The 15,970-nt window shown below is 69.5% G+C and carries 15 protein-coding genes and 1 pseudogene; 5 read left to right on the top strand and 11 right to left on the bottom strand.

Annotated elements, in window-relative coordinates; translation table 11 throughout:
- Window positions 1–84 precede the first annotated feature (84 nt).
- Window positions 85–750 (top strand): transcriptional repressor LexA, encoded by a 666-nt coding sequence (gene lexA / locus K8638_RS35425; protein ID WP_223759134.1) that lies wholly within the window; start codon window positions 85–87, stop codon window positions 748–750.
- 57 nt (window positions 751–807) lie between these two features.
- On the opposite strand, the gene K8638_RS35420 is transcribed toward lexA, so the two are convergent.
- The 5 genes from K8638_RS35420 to eno form a co-directional block, all read right to left on the bottom strand.
- Window positions 808–1,947: a lipopolysaccharide assembly protein LapB gene (locus K8638_RS35420; protein WP_223759133.1), complete on the bottom strand. Its 1,140-nt coding sequence runs from the start codon at window positions 1,945–1,947 to the stop codon at window positions 808–810.
- Window positions 1,948–1,965: 18 nt separating this feature from the next.
- Window positions 1,966–2,994, bottom strand: a complete 1,029-nt coding sequence (locus tag K8638_RS35415) for a hypothetical protein (RefSeq protein ID WP_223759132.1) — start codon at window positions 2,992–2,994, stop codon at window positions 1,966–1,968.
- A 112-nt stretch (window positions 2,995–3,106) separates the two neighbouring features.
- Complete coding sequence (locus K8638_RS35410) at window positions 3,107–4,078, bottom strand: M23 family metallopeptidase (protein WP_223759131.1); 972 nt, start codon at window positions 4,076–4,078, stop codon at window positions 3,107–3,109.
- Between the two features lie 2 nt (window positions 4,079–4,080).
- Window positions 4,081–4,869 carry a 5'/3'-nucleotidase SurE gene (gene surE, locus K8638_RS35405; RefSeq protein ID WP_223759130.1) on the bottom strand — a complete coding sequence of 263 codons (789 nt, stop codon included), beginning with the start codon at window positions 4,867–4,869 and terminating at the stop codon, window positions 4,081–4,083.
- 4 nt (window positions 4,870–4,873) lie between these two features.
- Window positions 4,874–6,172, bottom strand: a complete 1,299-nt coding sequence (gene eno / locus K8638_RS35400) for a phosphopyruvate hydratase (protein ID WP_223759129.1) — start codon at window positions 6,170–6,172, stop codon at window positions 4,874–4,876.
- A 79-nt stretch (window positions 6,173–6,251) separates the two neighbouring features.
- Between eno and K8638_RS35395 the strand changes: the two genes are divergently transcribed.
- Window positions 6,252–7,319, top strand: coding sequence for an ADP-ribosylglycohydrolase family protein (locus tag K8638_RS35395; RefSeq protein ID WP_223759202.1), 1,068 nt, complete (start codon window positions 6,252–6,254; stop codon window positions 7,317–7,319).
- Between the two features lie 128 nt (window positions 7,320–7,447).
- Here the strand turns inward: K8638_RS35395 and K8638_RS35390 are convergent, their stop codons facing one another.
- The 4 genes from K8638_RS35390 to K8638_RS35375 form a co-directional block, all read right to left on the bottom strand.
- Complete coding sequence (locus tag K8638_RS35390) at window positions 7,448–7,624, bottom strand: hypothetical protein (protein WP_223759128.1); 177 nt, start codon at window positions 7,622–7,624, stop codon at window positions 7,448–7,450.
- A gap of 380 nt (window positions 7,625–8,004) precedes the next feature.
- Window positions 8,005–8,430, bottom strand: coding sequence for a type II toxin-antitoxin system RatA family toxin (locus K8638_RS35385; protein ID WP_223759127.1), 426 nt, complete (start codon window positions 8,428–8,430; stop codon window positions 8,005–8,007).
- 39 nt (window positions 8,431–8,469) lie between these two features.
- Complete coding sequence (glpX, locus tag K8638_RS35380) at window positions 8,470–9,435, bottom strand: class II fructose-bisphosphatase (protein WP_223759126.1); 966 nt, start codon at window positions 9,433–9,435, stop codon at window positions 8,470–8,472.
- A gap of 29 nt (window positions 9,436–9,464) precedes the next feature.
- Window positions 9,465–9,893, bottom strand: coding sequence for a thioesterase family protein (locus K8638_RS35375; protein ID WP_223759125.1), 429 nt, complete (start codon window positions 9,891–9,893; stop codon window positions 9,465–9,467).
- A gap of 99 nt (window positions 9,894–9,992) precedes the next feature.
- On the opposite strand from K8638_RS35375, the gene K8638_RS35370 reads away from it, so the two are divergent.
- On the top strand, window positions 9,993–11,609 hold the full coding sequence (locus tag K8638_RS35370) for an alkaline phosphatase family protein (protein WP_223759124.1): 1,617 nt from the start codon (window positions 9,993–9,995) through the stop codon (window positions 11,607–11,609).
- A 9-nt stretch (window positions 11,610–11,618) separates the two neighbouring features.
- Here the strand turns inward: K8638_RS35370 and K8638_RS35365 are convergent.
- A pseudogene (locus K8638_RS35365) lies at window positions 11,619–11,801 on the bottom strand (MOSC N-terminal beta barrel domain-containing protein); the annotation flags it as partial.
- A gap of 272 nt (window positions 11,802–12,073) precedes the next feature.
- On the opposite strand from K8638_RS35365, the gene K8638_RS35360 reads away from it, so the two are divergent.
- Window positions 12,074–12,439 (top strand): hypothetical protein, encoded by a 366-nt coding sequence (locus K8638_RS35360; protein ID WP_223759123.1) that lies wholly within the window; start codon window positions 12,074–12,076, stop codon window positions 12,437–12,439.
- Window positions 12,440–12,442: 3 nt separating this feature from the next.
- Here the strand turns inward: K8638_RS35360 and K8638_RS35355 are convergent, their stop codons facing one another.
- Window positions 12,443–15,520: a CHAT domain-containing protein gene (locus K8638_RS35355; RefSeq protein WP_223759122.1), complete on the bottom strand. Its 3,078-nt coding sequence runs from the start codon at window positions 15,518–15,520 to the stop codon at window positions 12,443–12,445.
- 142 nt (window positions 15,521–15,662) lie between these two features.
- Here K8638_RS35355 and K8638_RS35350 point away from each other — a divergent pair, with 142 nt between their 5' ends.
- A complete protein-coding gene (locus tag K8638_RS35350) occupies window positions 15,663–15,914 on the top strand; it encodes a hypothetical protein (RefSeq protein ID WP_223759121.1) in 252 nt (83 codons plus the stop codon).
- Window positions 15,915–15,970 lie beyond the last annotated feature (56 nt).

Genomic DNA, 15,970 nt, shown 5'->3' with positions numbered 1-15,970 from the left:
CGTATGTTCAGGAAGAGTGGCACTGAAAGCCTGTACCCTGGACGTCCGAGCCCCTGGCAGGACGGCAGCCGAGTGAGGGAGCGCATGGAAGAGCTCACGGAACGCCAGCGCGAGATTCTCAGCTTCATCGTCAAGGAGACGGAAACCCGGGGCTTCCCGCCGACGATTCGGGAAATCGGGGAGCACATGGACATCCGCTCCACGAACGGGGTGAACGACCACCTCAAGGCGCTGGAGCGCAAGGGCTACCTGAACCGGGGTGAGCAGCAGAGCCGCTCCCTGGTGCCCACCAAGCGGGCGCGGCTGCTGCTGGGACTGGGCGCGAAGAAGGACGCCGGCATGGTGGAGGTGCCCCTGCTCGGCAAGGTGGCGGCCGGTGCGCCGCTGCTCGCCCAGGAGCACATGGAGGACTCGGTCAAGATTGACAGCTTCCTGCTCGGGGGGGTGAACGGCCGCGAGGTCTTCGCCCTGCGCGTCAAGGGACAGTCGATGATTGACGACGGCATCCACGACGGGGACTACCTCTTCGTGAAGAAGACGCCGGCGGCGCAACCCGGGGACATCGTGGTGGCCCTCATCGAGGACGAGGCCACGGTGAAGCGCTACTACCCGGAGGGCGAACGCATCCGCTTCCAGCCGGCCAACGCCACCATGCAGCCCATCTACGTCAGCCGCGCGGAGTTCCGCTCGACGATGATTCTGGGCCAGGTGGTGGGCGTGTACCGCAAGCTGCAGGGCGGGCGCGCCTGAGTCCCGCCCTCGCGGGCTGAGGCCACGCCCGGGCGTCCTGGTCCGGGCCGCTTGGGCTCAGGGGCACTTCTTCACACCGGCATCGGCCGCGGTGGCGCGGGCGCACGCGGCCTGGAGCACGGCCGTGTCCTTCAGCTCGCGCGCCAGCCGGGCGGTGGTGAGCTGCAATTCCGCGTCCTTCACGTGGTCCGGCTCCGCGCTGAGGCTGGTGAGGATGCGCAGCGCGTCCGGCTTGCGGCCCAGCGTGGCGAGCAGCTCGGCCAGCTCTCGCAGCTCGCGCGTGTCCTTTCCGGAGACGGACTCCAGGGCGGCCGTGAGCTCGTCCTCGGCGGCCGGGCGGTTGTCCATGGCGAGGTGGATGCGGGCGAGCGCCACGTGGACGACGGCGCGGTCCTTCACACGCAGCGACTCCTTGTACGCGGCGATGGCGTCGCCCGGCTTGTCCAGCCGCATGTGGATTTCCCCCACCAGCTCCCAGAGCGTCGGGTCTCTCGGGGAGCGGCTCGCGGCCTCCTGGTAGGCGCTGGCGGCCTCGGGGAGCTTGCCCGCGCGCACGAGGGCGTCCCCCAGCGTGGAGAGCACCTCGGGTGAGCGGATGCCCTCGTCCACGGCCTTCCGTGCCCGCGTGAGCACCTCGTCGTAGCGCTTCTGCTGGCCGAGCACGTCGAGCGCGCGCATGAGGAGGGCGGACTTCGCCTCGCCGGACGCGGCGGCGGAGGCGAGCGTGAAGTGGCGCACGGCCTCGTCATGCTCGCCCTTCTTGAGGTGCAGCTCGCCCAGCGCCTCCAGCGCGTTGAAGTCGTGGGGGAAGAGGGCAATGGCCTTGCGCAGGGAGCTCTGGGCCTCCGGCACCCGGCCGAGCTGGGCCTGGATGAAGCCCAGGCGGCTCCAGTTGGTGGAGCGGCGCGGGTCCTGCTTGACGGCGAACTCGAACTCGGCGAGCGCCTCGTTGAGGCGGCCCATGGAGAGGTAGACCTCGCCGCGGGCGGCGGGCAGGCGCGAGTCGTTGGGGACGAGCTGCTTCATCGCCTCGAAGGACTTGAGCGAGGCCTCGAACTGTCCCTGGAGGTACTCGGCTGTGCCCTTGAGGTAGAGGCCCTCGGCGTGGTCCTTGGTGCTGACGGGCGGAGGGCCCTCGTCACACGCGGCGGCGGCGAGCAGGACGAGCAGGGGCAGGACGCGCAGGCGCGGGAACATGGATGGGGGCTCCGACTCTCAGAAGTGGTAGGCGATTCCCGCGTTGACATCCAGGTTGAGGCCGTCGCCGAGCTGCGAGTCCGCCAGTCCGAGCACGGCCTGCGCGACGTTGGTGCCGAGCTCGAGCTGGAGGCCCACGTGGCCGGCGATGAGGTACTCGAGGCCGACGAAGCCGACGACGGTGGGCAGCGGGCCGGTGGACTGGAAGATGCCGAAGTCGCCGAAGGACAGCTGCACGCCCAGGCCGAAGCCCCAGTAGGGCCGGAGGGGCTTCTCCACGTTGTGGTAGTGGCGGGCACCCACGATGCTGGGGAGGACGTTGAGCCCGCCCTTCGCGCCCTCGGTGTTGGAGCGCACGTAGGTGAAGCCGAGCTGGGCGATGAAGACCCACTCCGGGTGGAACCAGTAGCCCACCTCCAGGTCGGCGCCCGGGTTGAGGGTGGCCAGCTTGTCGATGAAGTTGTTGTTGATGCGCAGGCCCAGCGTGAGGCCACCGCCGCCCGTCGTCGCGCCACCGAGCAGCGGGCGGGCCGTCGGAATCTCCCCGGGCGTGACGAGCGCGGCGAGGAGCTGGTCGGCGACGGCCTCGGTGGTGCGCAGCAGGGTGTCCGCCTCGGGGGCCTCCGCCCGGGGCCTGGCGAGGCTCCGGCCACCCACGGTGTCCACCAGGCTGGCGGTGAGGAGGTACCGGTCGCCGAAGCGGTCCAGCCGGCCGGTGATGATGTAGCGGGCGCCGGTGATGGAGGAGAGCTCCTGGAGGCACGCGCCGCGGTCGCACGTCTTGATGCCGAGGAGCTGCCGCTGGCGCTCGGCATCGAGCACGGCCTCGATGTCGCGCTGGGAGAGGACGCGCAGCCGCGGGGACTCGGCGAGGCGCGAGGCGATGAGCGAGGTGACCCCGGGCGCGGAGTCACGGGCCGGCTCGTTGGACTCCAGCGTGAGCACCGCGACGATGAGGGACTCCTTCTCGGGCGCGGGAGCCTGCGCGAGCGCGGTCGTGGTCAGGAGGACGAGGAGGGACGCAAGCAGCGGGAGGGAGCGCGGCACGGGGCGGCACTCTACCCTCACCTCGGCTCCTGACGGAGGGCCGGGCCGCTTCCCTGCCCCGCCTCCGTGCCCGCCATGGGCCGAGGGGACGGCCAGGCGCTCGGACCGGACCTCAGGACGAAGGCATGGGCCCGAGGTAGTCGAGCGGGTCCACCGGCTTGCCGTCCAGGCGCACCTCGAAGTGCAGGTGCGGGCCGGACGTCTTGCCGGACTCCCCCACCGTGGCGATGACCTGTCCCCGGAGCACCCGCTGCCCCGTGCGCACGCGCAGGTCCTTGTTGTGCGCATACAGCGTGATGAGCCGGTTCGAGTGCTCGACGATGGCGATGTTGCCGTACCCGCGCTGCTCGCCCGCGTAGAGCACCGTGCCCTCCTGCGCCGTCTTCACGGGCGTGCCCGAGGGCGCGGCCAGGTCGATGCCGTCATGGGGCTCGCGGCCCTTCTTCCCGAAGCGCCCGTACAGCACGCCCTTCAGCGGCCAGTCCAACATGCCCTGCGTGGCCAGGCGCGGCCGGGGCGCCCCCGGACGCGATACGGGCCGGGAGCGGGATGGAGGCTCCTCGCGCCGGGCCACCACGGGCGCACTGCCCCGCCGGGAGGGAGACTCGGTGGACGTCCGCACCGGCTCCGGGTCCGCCTCGGCCAGCACCTCCGGCGCCTCCTCCGGCACGTTGCGCTCCACGCCGGGGATGATGAGCTCCTGCCCCACCGCCAGCGTCCACGGTGCCTTGATGTTGTTGGCGGACCCCAGCTCCTCCACCGTGAGTCCGTACGTCTTCGCGATGCGGTACATCGTCTCGCCCGCCGCGACGCGGTGACGCACCGACACCAACTCCGGCTCCAGGTGCGCGGACCTCAGGGCGAACGGCAGCGCGCTCCCCTTCCCCGGCGAAGCCCCGGAGCTCGAAGCCCCCGAGCCCGAGGAGGCCCCGCTGCTCTCGGGGGGCCTCGAGTCAACCGCGGGCTCCAGCCCCGTGTCCGGGCCGGGCGCGGCGGCCCGGGTGCCCGCGCAGCCGGCGAACAGCACGGCCACGAGCAGCACCCGGAGCGCCCCACCCGCTCGGCTGGACACGGAAGGCCTCAACGCTAGGCACCATCCGATTCGTGCCGCTGGAAGCCGTCGAGCCGCCACCCCGTGACGTCGGGGATGCGCTGGTGGTCCGTCAGCTCGAAGTGCAGGGGCGTGACGGAGATGCGCCGGTCCAGGTGGACGGCGTTGCAGTCACTCCCCGGGATGTCCTCGTGCTGGTACTCGCTGCCGCCAATCCAGTAGTACTTCCGGCCGCGAGGGTCTTCCTTCTCCACCACCTCGTATCCGTAGGTGTGCCGGCCCAGGCGCGTGACGACGTAGCCGTCCGGCTCCACGCCTCCGGGGATGTTCACGTTGAGGAGCATCTTCGGCGGCAGCGGCCGGGCCAGCGCGCTCTGCACCAGCGCGCGCGCGAAGCGGGCGGCCGGGCCGAAGTCGAACGGCCCCCGCGTCACGAGGCTGAAGGCGATGGCGGGAATCCCGAGCAGGGCCCCCTCCATCGCCGCCGCCACCGTACCGGAGTACATGACGTCTTCCGCCAGGTTCGCGCCGTGGTTGATGCCGGACACCATGAGAGTGGGCCGAGCATCCTTCAGGATGTGGTTGACCGCCAGATAAGCGCTGTCCGCCGGCGTCCCGTCGACGGAGTACCACCGCTCGCGCACCTGCTTGATGCGCAGCGGCCGGTGCAGGGAGATGGCATGGGAGGCGGCGCTCTGCTCGCGGTCGGGCGCCACCACCCACACCTCTCCCAAGGGGCTCACCGCTTCCACGAGGGCCTTGATGCCCTCGGAGAAGTAGCCGTCGTCGTTCGAGACGAGGATGCGCGGTTTCGAGTCGCTCACGGGCTCACTTCTTCTGCGCCAGGGAGCGGAACACGGACTTGCCGGCGTAGCGGGCGGCCGCGCCCAGCTCCTGCTCGATGCGCAGCAACTGGTTGTACTTGGCGATGCGGTCCGAGCGCGACGCCGAGCCCGTCTTGATCTGCCCGCAGTCCAGCGCCACGGCCAGGTCGGCGATGGTGGTGTCCTCCGTCTCGCCGGAGCGGTGGCTCATCACGGACGTGTAGCCCGCCTTGTGCGCCATGCGCACCGCGTCGAACGTCTCCGTCAGCGAGCCAATCTGGTTCACCTTCACCAGGATGGAGTTGGCCACGCCGCCCTGGATGCCGCGGCCCAGGCGCTCCACGTTGGTGACGAAGAGGTCGTCGCCCACCAGCTGCATCTTCCCGCCCAGCGCGTCGGTGAGCTTCTTCCAGCCCTCCCAGTCATCCTCCGCCATGCCGTCCTCGATGGAGATGATGGGGTAGCGCTCGGACAGGCCGCGGTAGTAGTCGAGCATCCCGGCCGCGTCGTACTCCTTGCCCTCGCCCTTGAGCTTGTACTTCTTGGAGCCCTTGTCGAAGAACTCGCTGGCGGCCACGTCCAGCGCGAGGAACAGCTGCTCGCCGGCCTTGAAGCCCGCCTGGTCAATGGCCTCCATGATGAGCTTGAGGGCCTCCTCGTTGGCCGGCAGGTCCGGGGCGTAGCCGCCCTCGTCGCCCACGCCGGTGGCCAACTTGCGGCCCTTCAGGATCTTCTTCAGCGCGTGGAACACCTCCGCGCCCCAGCGAAGGCCTTCCGCGAAGCTGGGGGCGCCCGCGGGCACCACCATGAACTCCTGCACGTCCACGCGGGTGTCCGCGTGCGCGCCGCCGTTGAGGATGTTCATCAGCGGCACCGGCAGGGTGCGCGCCTGCGCGCCGCCCACGTACCGGTACAGCGGCAGGCCGTGCGCGTCCGCCGCCGCGCGCGCGCAGGCCATGGACACCGCGAGGATGGCGTTGGCGCCCAGCTTGCCCTTGGTGGGCGTGCCGTCCAGCTCCAGCATCTTCTGGTCCACCGCGAACTGGTCCGCGGCGTCCATGCCCACCAGCGCCGGGGCCAGCGTGTCCATCACGTTCTGGACGGCCTTGCGCACACCCTTGCCCAGGTAGCGCCCCTTGTCGCCGTCACGCAGCTCGATGGCCTCGTGCTCGCCGGTGGACGCACCGGACGGCACCGCCGCGCGGCCCCGGGAGCCGCCCGCCAGTAGGACCTCGGCCTCCACGGTGGGGTTGCCGCGGGAGTCGAGCACTTCACGCGCCAGAATCTGAGCAATCTCGGTCATAGGCGGTCGTTTCTAGAGGAGGGTCCGGGAGCGGGCAAGCATGCTCGTCGTTGACACTGCTACAGTGTCCACCCGCCGAATGCCGCCCAACCGCCGCAATGCCGCCCCCCGGGGGCCCGACCCCCTCCTTGCCCAGCGACGCCGGGGCGCCCTGCTGGGCCTGGCCGTGGGCAACGCCCTGTCCGTGCCCACCGCGCATCGGCCCTTCATGGCGCCGTCCTTCCCCACCCCGGCCGAGGGCCCCTACCTCAAGCTGATGGGCGGCGGCCCGCATGAGCTGCGTAAAGGGCAGGTGACGGAAGAGGTGCAGCTCGCGTGCTGCCTCGGCCACAGCCTGAGGGACCTGCGGCGCTACGACGCCGCGGACGCGCTCCGCCGCTACCGCGCCTGGCAGCCGCACGCCTTCGACGTCAGCGAGCCCATGAAGGACGTCCTGGAAGAGTGCAACTCCGGGCTGCCACCGCTGGCCGCCGGCCGGCGCGTGTGGCTGCGTGCCTTCCGCCAGCCCGCGTTCCCCGGGAGCCTGGCTCGCACCGCGCCGCTGGGCGTCTACCTGGCGGGCGACGCGAACGCGCGCACCCAGGCCTCGCTGGAGGACTCCGCCCTCACCCACTTCGACCCGCGCTGCCAGCTCGCCTGCGCGGCCTTCAACGCCGCCCTGGCGCGCGCCGTCACCAGCGGCGCGGAGCTGAAGAAGGAGGACCTCCTCACCGCCGCGGACTCCGGCCTGCTGCTGGCGGGCGCCGCGCTCGGCCGCTCCGCGAGCGACTACGTCCAGGAGGTGACACAGGCGGCCCGGCTCCTGCGCGAGGATTTGGAGCTGGCCCAGAAGCAGGACCCCCAGCTCTACGGGCCGGAGCTGCACCTGCACCGGCCTCAGCACGCGGTGCGCGTGGCCTTCCGCCTCGCCTTCTGGGAGCTGCTCCACGCCCCGAGCGCCGAGGCCGCGCTGCTGGACGTCATCCACCGCGGCGGCGACACGGAGGCCCACGCGGCGATCACCGGCGCCCTGGTGGGTGCCTTCCACGGCGAGGAGGCCCTGCCCGCCGAGTGGCGCAAGGGCGTGCTGGAGGCCCTCTCCACGGTGAAGGGCCCTCTCTGGGACGTGTACCACCCGAGGCACCTGCTGGCGCTCGTCCCCGCATGACGCCTGAAGGGCCCGGGCTCCGAGCCTCCGGCCCCCTGGACGCGCGAAGCCCGCGGAGGTCGTCCTCGGAAGGACACCTGCCGCGGGCTCGGTGACACACGGCGCGGCCGTGGGGCCGCGCGCTGGAATCAGGACAGCAGGTCGATGACCACCACACCCCGCTGAGGCTTCTCCTCCTCGGTCTCCGTCCGACGCCGGGGGCGATCGTCCGGAGCGGGCAGCGGCAGCTCCACCGCGGGCCTCTCATGGTCCTCGCGACGGCGCTCACGGCGCTTGATCTCTTCGATGATGAAGGCGTCGAGCATGGGTCTTCCGTCTCCCTCAGCCTACGTACCCCGATGTACGCCCGCCGTCCCGCCCAAAAACCACGTCCACGAATCTCAGATGCAAATTAAGAACCCCGGTTCTTCACTGGGTACGCCACAGCCATCTCGCACGGTTGCTCGTCCGCCACCCGACATCCAGGCCAGGGCAACCGTGGCATGGATGTCATGGGGCCCGAAATCCGGTCGGGACGATGTTCATTCTAATGCCCTCGAAATAGCCCGCAAGCGGTCCAACTCCCGGGCAGACCCCGGGCATTCGGGGCGGCAATCCACCCCGCTCCCGGGCCCTGCTTGCCTGCTTGCTTCGAGCCGGCTTTGACGGTGTGCGTCAGGGTCCTTCCTGACCTGGGAGGGAGGCCTCAGGCCCCTTCTGCGCGGCGCTTGAAGGCGTCCAGCATCTTGGGGAGCGAGCTGTCCACGAGGGCGTTGACGATGGCCTTGGGCACGAGGGCGCCCAGGGCCATCTCCACGGTGTAGGTGGCGCGCGTCTTGCCCTCGCCCTCGGGCTCCAGCACCCAGCTCCCCTTGTTGTCCTTCATCATCTCACCCTCGATGAAGGACCAGGCCATGCGCTTGGGGCGCTCCTCGTTGACGCGGATGGAGTAGCGGATGGTCTTCACCACGTCGACCTTGTAGTGGACGTCGACCTGGCCGCCCTGACGGTTGGAGGTGCGGATCTCCTTCACCTCCGGGAGGAACTCCGGGTAGCGCTCGTACTGGGTGATGACGTCGAAGACCTTCTCGACGGGAGCGTTGATGACGATGGTCCGCGTGGCGCCAGGCATGGGTGTCTCCGTCTCCGACTACAGGGCGTGAGGTGTGGCCTAGAAAGCGTACCCCGGCTTCTTGTCGAACTTGTGCAGGGACTGGATGAAACGCACGGTGCCCGTCTTGCTGCGCATCACCACCGAGTGCGTCTCGCAGCCGCCGCCGAAGAAGCGCACGCCCTTGAGGAAGTCGCCGGAGGTGACGCCGGAGGCGGCGAACATCACCTCGCCCTTCGCCAGCTCCTCCGCCGTGTAGATCTTGGACATGTCGGTGATGCCCATCTTCTTCGCGCGGTCGATCTCCCCCTGGTTGCGGGGGACGAGCCGGCCCTGCATGTCGCCGCCGGTGGCGCGCATGGCCGCCGCGGCGATGACGCCCTCGGGCGCGCCGCCGATGCCCATCAGCACGTCCACGCCGGTGCCCTCGAAGCAGGTGGCGATGGCGCCGGCCACGTCACCGTCCTCGATGAGGCGGATGCGGGCGCCCGCCGCGCGGACCTCCTTGATGAGGTCCGCGTGCCGCTCGCGGTCCAGCACCACGACGGTGAGGTCCTCCACGTAGACCTTCATCTTCTCCGCGATGTTGCGGAGGTTCTCCGTGGGGGACTTGCGCAGGTCGATGGCGCCGCGGGCGCGGGGGCCCACCGCCAGCTTCTCCATGTACGTGTCGGGCGCGTTGAGCAGCCCGCCCTTGCTGGACATGGCGACCACGGAGATGGCGCCCGGGCGGCCGTAGGCGCACAGGTTGGTGCCCTCCAGCGGGTCCAGGGCGATGTCCACCTCGGGGGCGCTGTCGCCGCGCTTGCCCACCTTCTCACCGATGTAGAGCATGGGCGCCTCGTCGCGCTCGCCCTCGCCGATGACGACGGTGCCGTCGATCTGCAGCGCGTCGAAGGCGCGCCGCATGGCGTCCACGGCGGCCTGGTCCGACTCGTTCTTGTTGCCGCGGCCCATCAGTCGCGCGGAGGCGATGGCCGCCATCTCGGTGACGCGCACAACCTCCATTGCCAGGTTGCGATCCATGTCGTGTGCTCCTTGGTATCCGTGAAGACTCAGGTGGAAGGGGTGGAGCCCGGCGAGGGCTCGGAGGGTTTCATCAGCTTGAGGATGGCGTCCGGCAGCCGGGTGGGCTTGCCGTCGCGCCCCACGCAGGCGTGCAGGGTACGCCCGGTGCACAGCAGCGTGCGCGGCTCGCCCTCCCGGAAAAGCTCGTAGGTGAACACGATGGAGGCGCGGCGCAACTCGCTCACGTCGACACGGACGACGATGAGGTCGTCATAACGCGCGGGCGCCTTGTACTGGCAGCTCGCCTCGGCCACGGGCAGCTGGGTGCCGGCGCGCTCCAATTCGGCATAGCTGCCGCCCCGGGCGCGGAAGTACTCGCTGCGGGCGAACTCGAAGTAGCGGAAATAGTTCGCGTAGTAGACGACACCCATCTGATCGGTGTCGCCGTAGATGACGCGAAGCCGGGCCTCGACCATGAGAGCGGGGAAGGTAACAGCGCACCCGTCAGCGTCCAAGCAGTCGTGCCGCTTGCCGGTTGCTTCCCGCCATCCGACCGGGGCAGTTTTCTAATACGTATGATTCGAGCCCTCCTCCTGGTGACGGCCCTGGCCGCCCTGCCCGCCTCGGCCCGGCCTCCGCGGCTCACGCTCCTCGTCTCGGTGGACGCGCTCGGCAGTGATGTCCTGCTGCGCAACCGCTCCCGGCTCCAGGGGGGCCTGGGGCAGCTGCTCACCGCGGGGGCGTTCTACCCGTACGCCCGCTATGGCTTCGCCGAGTGCCGCACCGCGCCGGGCCACGCCACCCTCTCCACCGGGGCCAACCCCTGGCGGCACGGAGTCGTGGACAACCGCTGGGTGGACCGCGCCACCGGCAAGCCCGTCAACGTCTACGTGGACCCGGCCCACCCGGTGCTGGAGGTGCCGCTGACCCCGGGGCAGGACGCCAGCCCGGCCAACCTCATGGTGGAGACGCTGGCGGACCGGCTCCGGGTGGCGACCCAGGAGCGCGGCAAGGCGGTGGCGGTGTCCCTCAAGTCCCGCGCGGCCATCGCCCTGGCCGGGCGGCTGGGCCAGGCCTGGTGGTTCGACGACGGCGTGGGGAAGTTCGTGACGGGTACCTGGTACACCAAGGAGTTCCCCGCGTGGGTGAAGGAGCTGAACGCGCGGAAGCTGCCGGAGTCGTACTTCGGGAAGAAGTGGGAGCTGATGCGGCCACGGGCGGAGTACGTGGGCGAGGACGAGCGCAGCCATGAGGCGGACGCGTACGGGCTGGGCCGCACCTTCCCACACCCGCTGGACGGCGGGCTGCCGTCTCCGGGGCTGGTCTTCTACCGGGCGTTTGGCGTGTCCCCGGACTCCCATGACGTGCTGGTGGAGGCGGCGAAGGCGGCGCTCACCGGCGAGGGGCTGGGCAAGGACGAGGTGCCGGACCTGCTGGCGGTGAGCATCAGCGGGACGGACCTGGTGTTCCATGAGTTCGGCCCCTACTCGTGGGAGATGCAGGACTCGCTGCTGCGGCTGGACAAGGCGCTGGGGGACCTCATCGCCGCGGCCGAGCGCGCGGCGGGAGGCCGGGCGAACCTGGTCATCGCGCTGACGGCGGACCATGGCGGGGCGGCGGCGCCGGAGCAGTGGGCGGCCCAGGGGCTGCCGGCGCAGCGGGTGAGTCCGGTGGTGCTGGCGCAGGCGCTGACGCAGGAGCTGCGCAGGCAGTTCGGCGGCGACGTGACGGCGACGCTGGAGGAACTGGACGTGTACCTCTCCGGCAAGTCGCTGGAGGGCGGCAAGGTGGACGGCGCGGCGGTGCGGCGCGCGGCGGCGGCGTGGCTGGCGAAGCACCCGGCGGTGCTGACGGCGGTGGCGCGGGACGACCTCTTCACCGCGCCGGACGTGGCGGGGCACCTGGCGCCGCTGCGCAAGGGCTACTACCCGGAGCGCAGCGGGGACGTGCTGTTCATGGTGAAGCCCTTCCACCTGCTCTACACGGACGCGGAGGGCACCAGCCACGGCACGCCGTACTCGTACGACTCGCAGGTGCCCGTGGTGTTCGCGGGCAAGGGCATCAAGCCGGGCACGTACATGGAGGAGATGGACCCGGTCGACGTCGCGCCCACGCTTGCGGCGCTGATGGAGATTGGAATGCCCGCGGCGGCGGAGGGCAAGCCGCGCGCGGAGGTGCTCACGGGGAAGTGAGGGGGCGCGCTACTTGAGCACCTCCACGGTTGTCACCGACGACAGGTGGAGCCCCGGCGGGCCCGGGACGGCGCGCACGCGGACGAGGGAGGGCTGCTCTTGTCCGGTGAGGAAGGAGCCATCACGCCGGACCGCCATCCAGCGGTGGTCGTGCTCGAGTCCCGGCGACTCCACGGTGGCGTGTTCCAGCGGAAGGCCCGCGCCGGATTGGGGGAGCGGAAGAGCTCCTGAAGTCGAGGCATGCGTTCGTGAGAGAGCGGGTGGGCGCGCGAATCCATACCGAGGGCAGGCCTTCGCTACATGTCAAGGGCCGAAGGCACAAGAGCTCGCCCACCGGGAAGACGTGGCGCGGAGCAGCAATGCTCCAGAGACCCGAGCAGCGCCGCCCCGCCGGGATCCCTATCTTTCCGCCAGAGATTGGTGGGAGGTGACGGGCACGGGCGTGAGCTGCAGCGGGTGCCATCATGTACAAGATTGAAATCGCCAGTGAGGAGCTCTCGCCAAGCGACCTCCGTGCCGCTGTCGAGGAGACGGCCACGCGGAACGATTGGGCAGCGCAGGGAATCCTGCTGCGCCAACCACGGGTGCGAGATGGCGGGCTGAGCCTCATCATCGCCCTCACCGTCCTCAACTCGGTGACGGTGACAGCCTTCATCAAGGGACTGTTCGACCTGCGCAAGACGCACAAGGCGCAGCAGATCTCCGTCCGGGTCAAGCGAGGAGATGCCGAAGTCGAGGTGAAGATTCCGCCGGACTACTCAAGCGAGAAGGTGAAGGAGCTGGCGGATGAGGTTCAGCGCCTCCTATCGGAGCCGGTCATCATCAAATGATGCTTATCCAAGCCCGTACATCAGGAACGGAGCCCAGAAGTATTCATGGTCGTACGCGCCGTGCTCCAGGTGCCGGAACCCGCTGACCGCGTCCTTGAGCGCGAGTGCGAACCCTGAAGGCTCGGGCAAGGTGGACCGGAAGACGCGTCGAAGCAGTGCGCCGAGATAGACGCTCGCGAAGTGGGGCGCACCGCCGTCATCCACCGGCCAGAGCGCACTCGTTATCCGCCGGCACCCCCGCAGCGCCAGGACCGCGTTGTAACCCTCGATTTCCTTGCTGAAGCCGCTGGCCGGGTCGATTTTGCCCAGCCAGCATGCGTTCAGGACGAGGAGGCGAATCCGCGAGAAGTCATAGGGCTCCGCGAGTAGGCGAGAGATACCGACCGCACCGTCACGGAGGTACAGCGCCTGTTCCTCGATGGGGAGCCCGTCGACCTCATCCTTGAAAGAGCCTCCGTGGCCCATCAGCCAGAGGAGGTTGCCGCTGCCGTGACGAGCGAGGAGGTTCGCCCGAGTTGCCTGGCAATTCATGTGCGCCCGCTCGCCATGCACCCACCAGCTCGCCGGGCCTGTCGCCTCGATGAGCCTCCTCGCCTCCTCGTGAACTCCCTCCAGGAGACCTCCCGCCGCGTCCCGCGCATTGGCCACCAGAACGCCGCGCAAGGAGTCCTGACCGCCCTCGTCCTGAGCGGCCTGCAGCTCGAGCGTGCGTAGGGAGAGCCCATAACGCACGGAGCGGAAGTGCTCGTAGAGGCGCTGAGTCCTCTGGCGGGCGGGCCTCTCCAGGGGCATCGCGTGGAGGGGAAGCTCAAAGAGGGGTCCATCGGGGACAATCACCAGGTGCAACGACTCCAGAGGCCTCACGTTCCCCCGCAGCCAATCCAGGAGGCGTGGGCCATCGAGCGTGATGAAGGCTCGCGAGTAGATGCTGGTCAGGTTGAAGGAGAGCGCGGTGAGGCTGTGGGCCTGGAGGGGGGGCGTGCCGGGCTCCACGAACTCGCTCTTGTCCTGGATGGATTGGATGACCTCGACTTGCTGGCGGACGAGCATGAGGAGTAGAGGCCGGCAGCGTGGCACGCGGAAGATCGCTCCCTCCCGGGTGATGACGTGTGGCGCACCGGCCTCGTCGAGGCGTACTGGAATGACGAGGAGGTCGTCACCATCGAAGTAGAACTTCAGGAGCAGGGTGTCCCGGCTACCCAGGAGCCGTTTCAGTCCATTCACTGTGGCGGGAGCTGTATACCGGTCGCGCTCCGAGACTCCCTCACCTGGCAGCTCCCGAATCGGGCGGCGGTGGGAAGCCGAGGCGACTCCGCGCGGCGCTCCCCGGACGCGGCTCCTGGAGACGGAAGGAGCCGCCTGGGGGACCTGCTCGAACAACTGCTCCCAGTTCGGTGGCCCGGCTTGCCATTCCGCCTTGCGCATCAGGTTGTGTTTGCAAGAGCCAGCGTGGCGGCGCAGCCCCTCTCGGATGGCAACGCACTTGATGGAGTCCAGCAACCCCAGCATCTCCCAGAGGAGCCGCTCGCGCTCACAGATGGAAGCAGAGGCCGTGAGGAGCCCCTCCCCGGCATGGAGGGCCAGAGGGAAGAGGCCCGCGAAGCGCCCGATCTCCGCCGCGATTCCCTCCATCAGGGGATTCGCCCGAATGCTGTCCAGAAGCGCGTCCCGTGCCCGGCAAGCATGGCTCCAGGCCGCGTGCAGGTCACCATTCTGGAAGGTCTCCTCAGTTAGGCGTGCCTCGACGAGGCAGTGCACCTCGGGGCAGGACTCGGTTTCCGAGCGGAGCACATCGAGTGCCTGGATGAACCGGGAGTACGCGGCGGGCCGCTCCCCCATTGCCCGAAGCACGTTGCCGAGGGAGGAGGAGATGATCGCGAACTGCCTTGGTTCCGTTGCCGGGCTCAGGAGTGCCAGCACCCGGTGGAAGAGGGCCGCGGCTTCCTCCATGTCCCCAAGCAGGAAGAGCAGGTGCGCATGGACGGAAAGCGCGTCCATCATCTTCTCGCGGTCACCGGACGCTTCAGCCAGCACGACGGCGCGCTCCAGTAGCGGGCGGGCCTCGGCAAGACGCCCCGTAAGGCCGAGCAACTGCCCACGGCTGACGAAGAGACGGTAGCGGACCGATGGCTCCGTGATCTGGGACTCCAATGCCCAGGCGCCTTCCAGCGCCTCCACTGCGGCCTCGTTGGCTCCAGCCGTGCGCAGGCCGTTCGCGCCTTCGATGTAGGCGATACAGCGCGCATTCGGCTCAGGGACAGCCGGCGCGTCGCGCAGGGCGTGGCGGAACTGGCGCACGGCACCCTCCCGGTCCCCCGCCTCTCTGAGCGCCATGGCGCAGCGAGTCCGCAGCACGGACCGAAGCTGTGGAGCCTGCTCCTGGCCCGCCCGCTCGGCGGCAGCTCTCGCCCAATGGCGGGCCTGGGCCGTGTCGCCATCGGCTCGGAGTGCCTCTGAGAACGTGAGCATGGCGTCGACTTGGCGGGAGGGAGACGTGAGCCGCTCCTTGTTCTCCGCCACGCTCCTGAGCCAGGGGATGGCGGCGGCCGATTCGCCGCGCTCATGGAGCCAGTTCCCGTAGTCCAGAAAGGCCGTGTAGCGGGTGGAGGTCTCTGGCGGAAGCTCGCGCGCCTCCTCCGCGGCGGCTTCCAGCCAGGGGCCAGCTTCGGCCAGCCGGTCATCATCCACCAGCGCGGTGCCGTAGCGGTCACAGGCAAGACACCGGAGGTCCCGGCGGCCGGTGTCTCGTGCGGCCTCGGCGGCGCACCGTGACAGCTCAAGCTTCAGGTCCGGCACATCATCGAGCAGCTCGGCGCACCGCAGATAGCCAATGCACCGGCTGTCCAGCGGCGCAATCCGTTCCAGTTCCGGGCGCAACTGGAGCAGCCGCTCACGTGCCTCGTCCGAGCGCCCAAGCTCCTGGAGCGCCGCCGCTCCCTCCATGGCGGCGTAGCACATCCCGAACACATCTTCTGTCTGCCGGAGTTCCTCGGCAGCCTGCTCGAAGAGGGAGACGGCCTCCTGATAGCGCCCCTCCTCGGACGCGTGCATTGCGAGTTCAAGGCTTGCCGTGGTGCCCATGGCCATTCCTCATCAGAAAGCTCGAAGGCTGTGTAACGAATCGGGCCTCATGTCCGCATGAATAAAGGCCTCGGGGGGCAGGTTCTGGCTTCTGGAATCACCAGAAGGGGGGCCAGGACTGGAGAGGGACCTGGACACGGACATGCCATATTCGATGGTCGTCGCGGAGCCGGCCGGTCTTATCGCAGGGGTCATCGTCGGGCGGGTGGGAGGACACCTCGGCCGCTTCATCGCGGAGGAGTGCGGCCTGCCCACCTGGTTCGGAGGGATGCTGGGAGCCGCAGGTTGCCACTACCTGAGCGCCGCCCTCACCAAGCTCATCATCAACGCGGGCACGGCCGATATGGCGGGGGCGGCGGCGAACGTGGCGTTCACTAGGAGCGTGTTGGAGTAACGGCAAGAACCTACTTGAGGCGTAGGCAAGGGCGTGATGCGCTTGCCTACCCATGA

Source organism: Myxococcus sp. RHSTA-1-4 (assembly GCF_020037125.1).
Lineage (GTDB): Bacteria > Myxococcota > Myxococcia > Myxococcales > Myxococcaceae > Myxococcus.
Note: the sequence above shows the minus strand (reverse complement) of the source record. Positions and strands in the feature narration are given on the sequence as shown.

Coding starts and splice junctions, on each gene's coding strand:
- lexA (WP_223759134.1), top strand. CDS start 85: ATGGAAGAGCTCACGGAACGCCAGCGCGAGATTCTCAGCTTCATCGTC.
- K8638_RS35420 (WP_223759133.1), bottom strand. CDS start 1,947: ATGTTCCCGCGCCTGCGCGTCCTGCCCCTGCTCGTCCTGCTCGCCGCC.
- eno (WP_223759129.1), bottom strand. CDS start 6,172: ATGACCGAGATTGCTCAGATTCTGGCGCGTGAAGTGCTCGACTCCCGC.
- K8638_RS35395 (WP_223759202.1), top strand. CDS start 6,252: ATGCCGCCCAACCGCCGCAATGCCGCCCCCCGGGGGCCCGACCCCCTC.
- K8638_RS35390 (WP_223759128.1), bottom strand. CDS start 7,624: ATGCTCGACGCCTTCATCATCGAAGAGATCAAGCGCCGTGAGCGCCGT.
- K8638_RS35385 (WP_223759127.1), bottom strand. CDS start 8,430: ATGCCTGGCGCCACGCGGACCATCGTCATCAACGCTCCCGTCGAGAAG.
- glpX (WP_223759126.1), bottom strand. CDS start 9,435: ATGGATCGCAACCTGGCAATGGAGGTTGTGCGCGTCACCGAGATGGCG.
- K8638_RS35375 (WP_223759125.1), bottom strand. CDS start 9,893: ATGGTCGAGGCCCGGCTTCGCGTCATCTACGGCGACACCGATCAGATG.
- K8638_RS35370 (WP_223759124.1), top strand. CDS start 9,993: ATGATTCGAGCCCTCCTCCTGGTGACGGCCCTGGCCGCCCTGCCCGCC.
- K8638_RS35360 (WP_223759123.1), top strand. CDS start 12,074: ATGTACAAGATTGAAATCGCCAGTGAGGAGCTCTCGCCAAGCGACCTC.
- K8638_RS35355 (WP_223759122.1), bottom strand. CDS start 15,520: ATGGGCACCACGGCAAGCCTTGAACTCGCAATGCACGCGTCCGAGGAG.
- K8638_RS35350 (WP_223759121.1), top strand. CDS start 15,663: ATGCCATATTCGATGGTCGTCGCGGAGCCGGCCGGTCTTATCGCAGGG.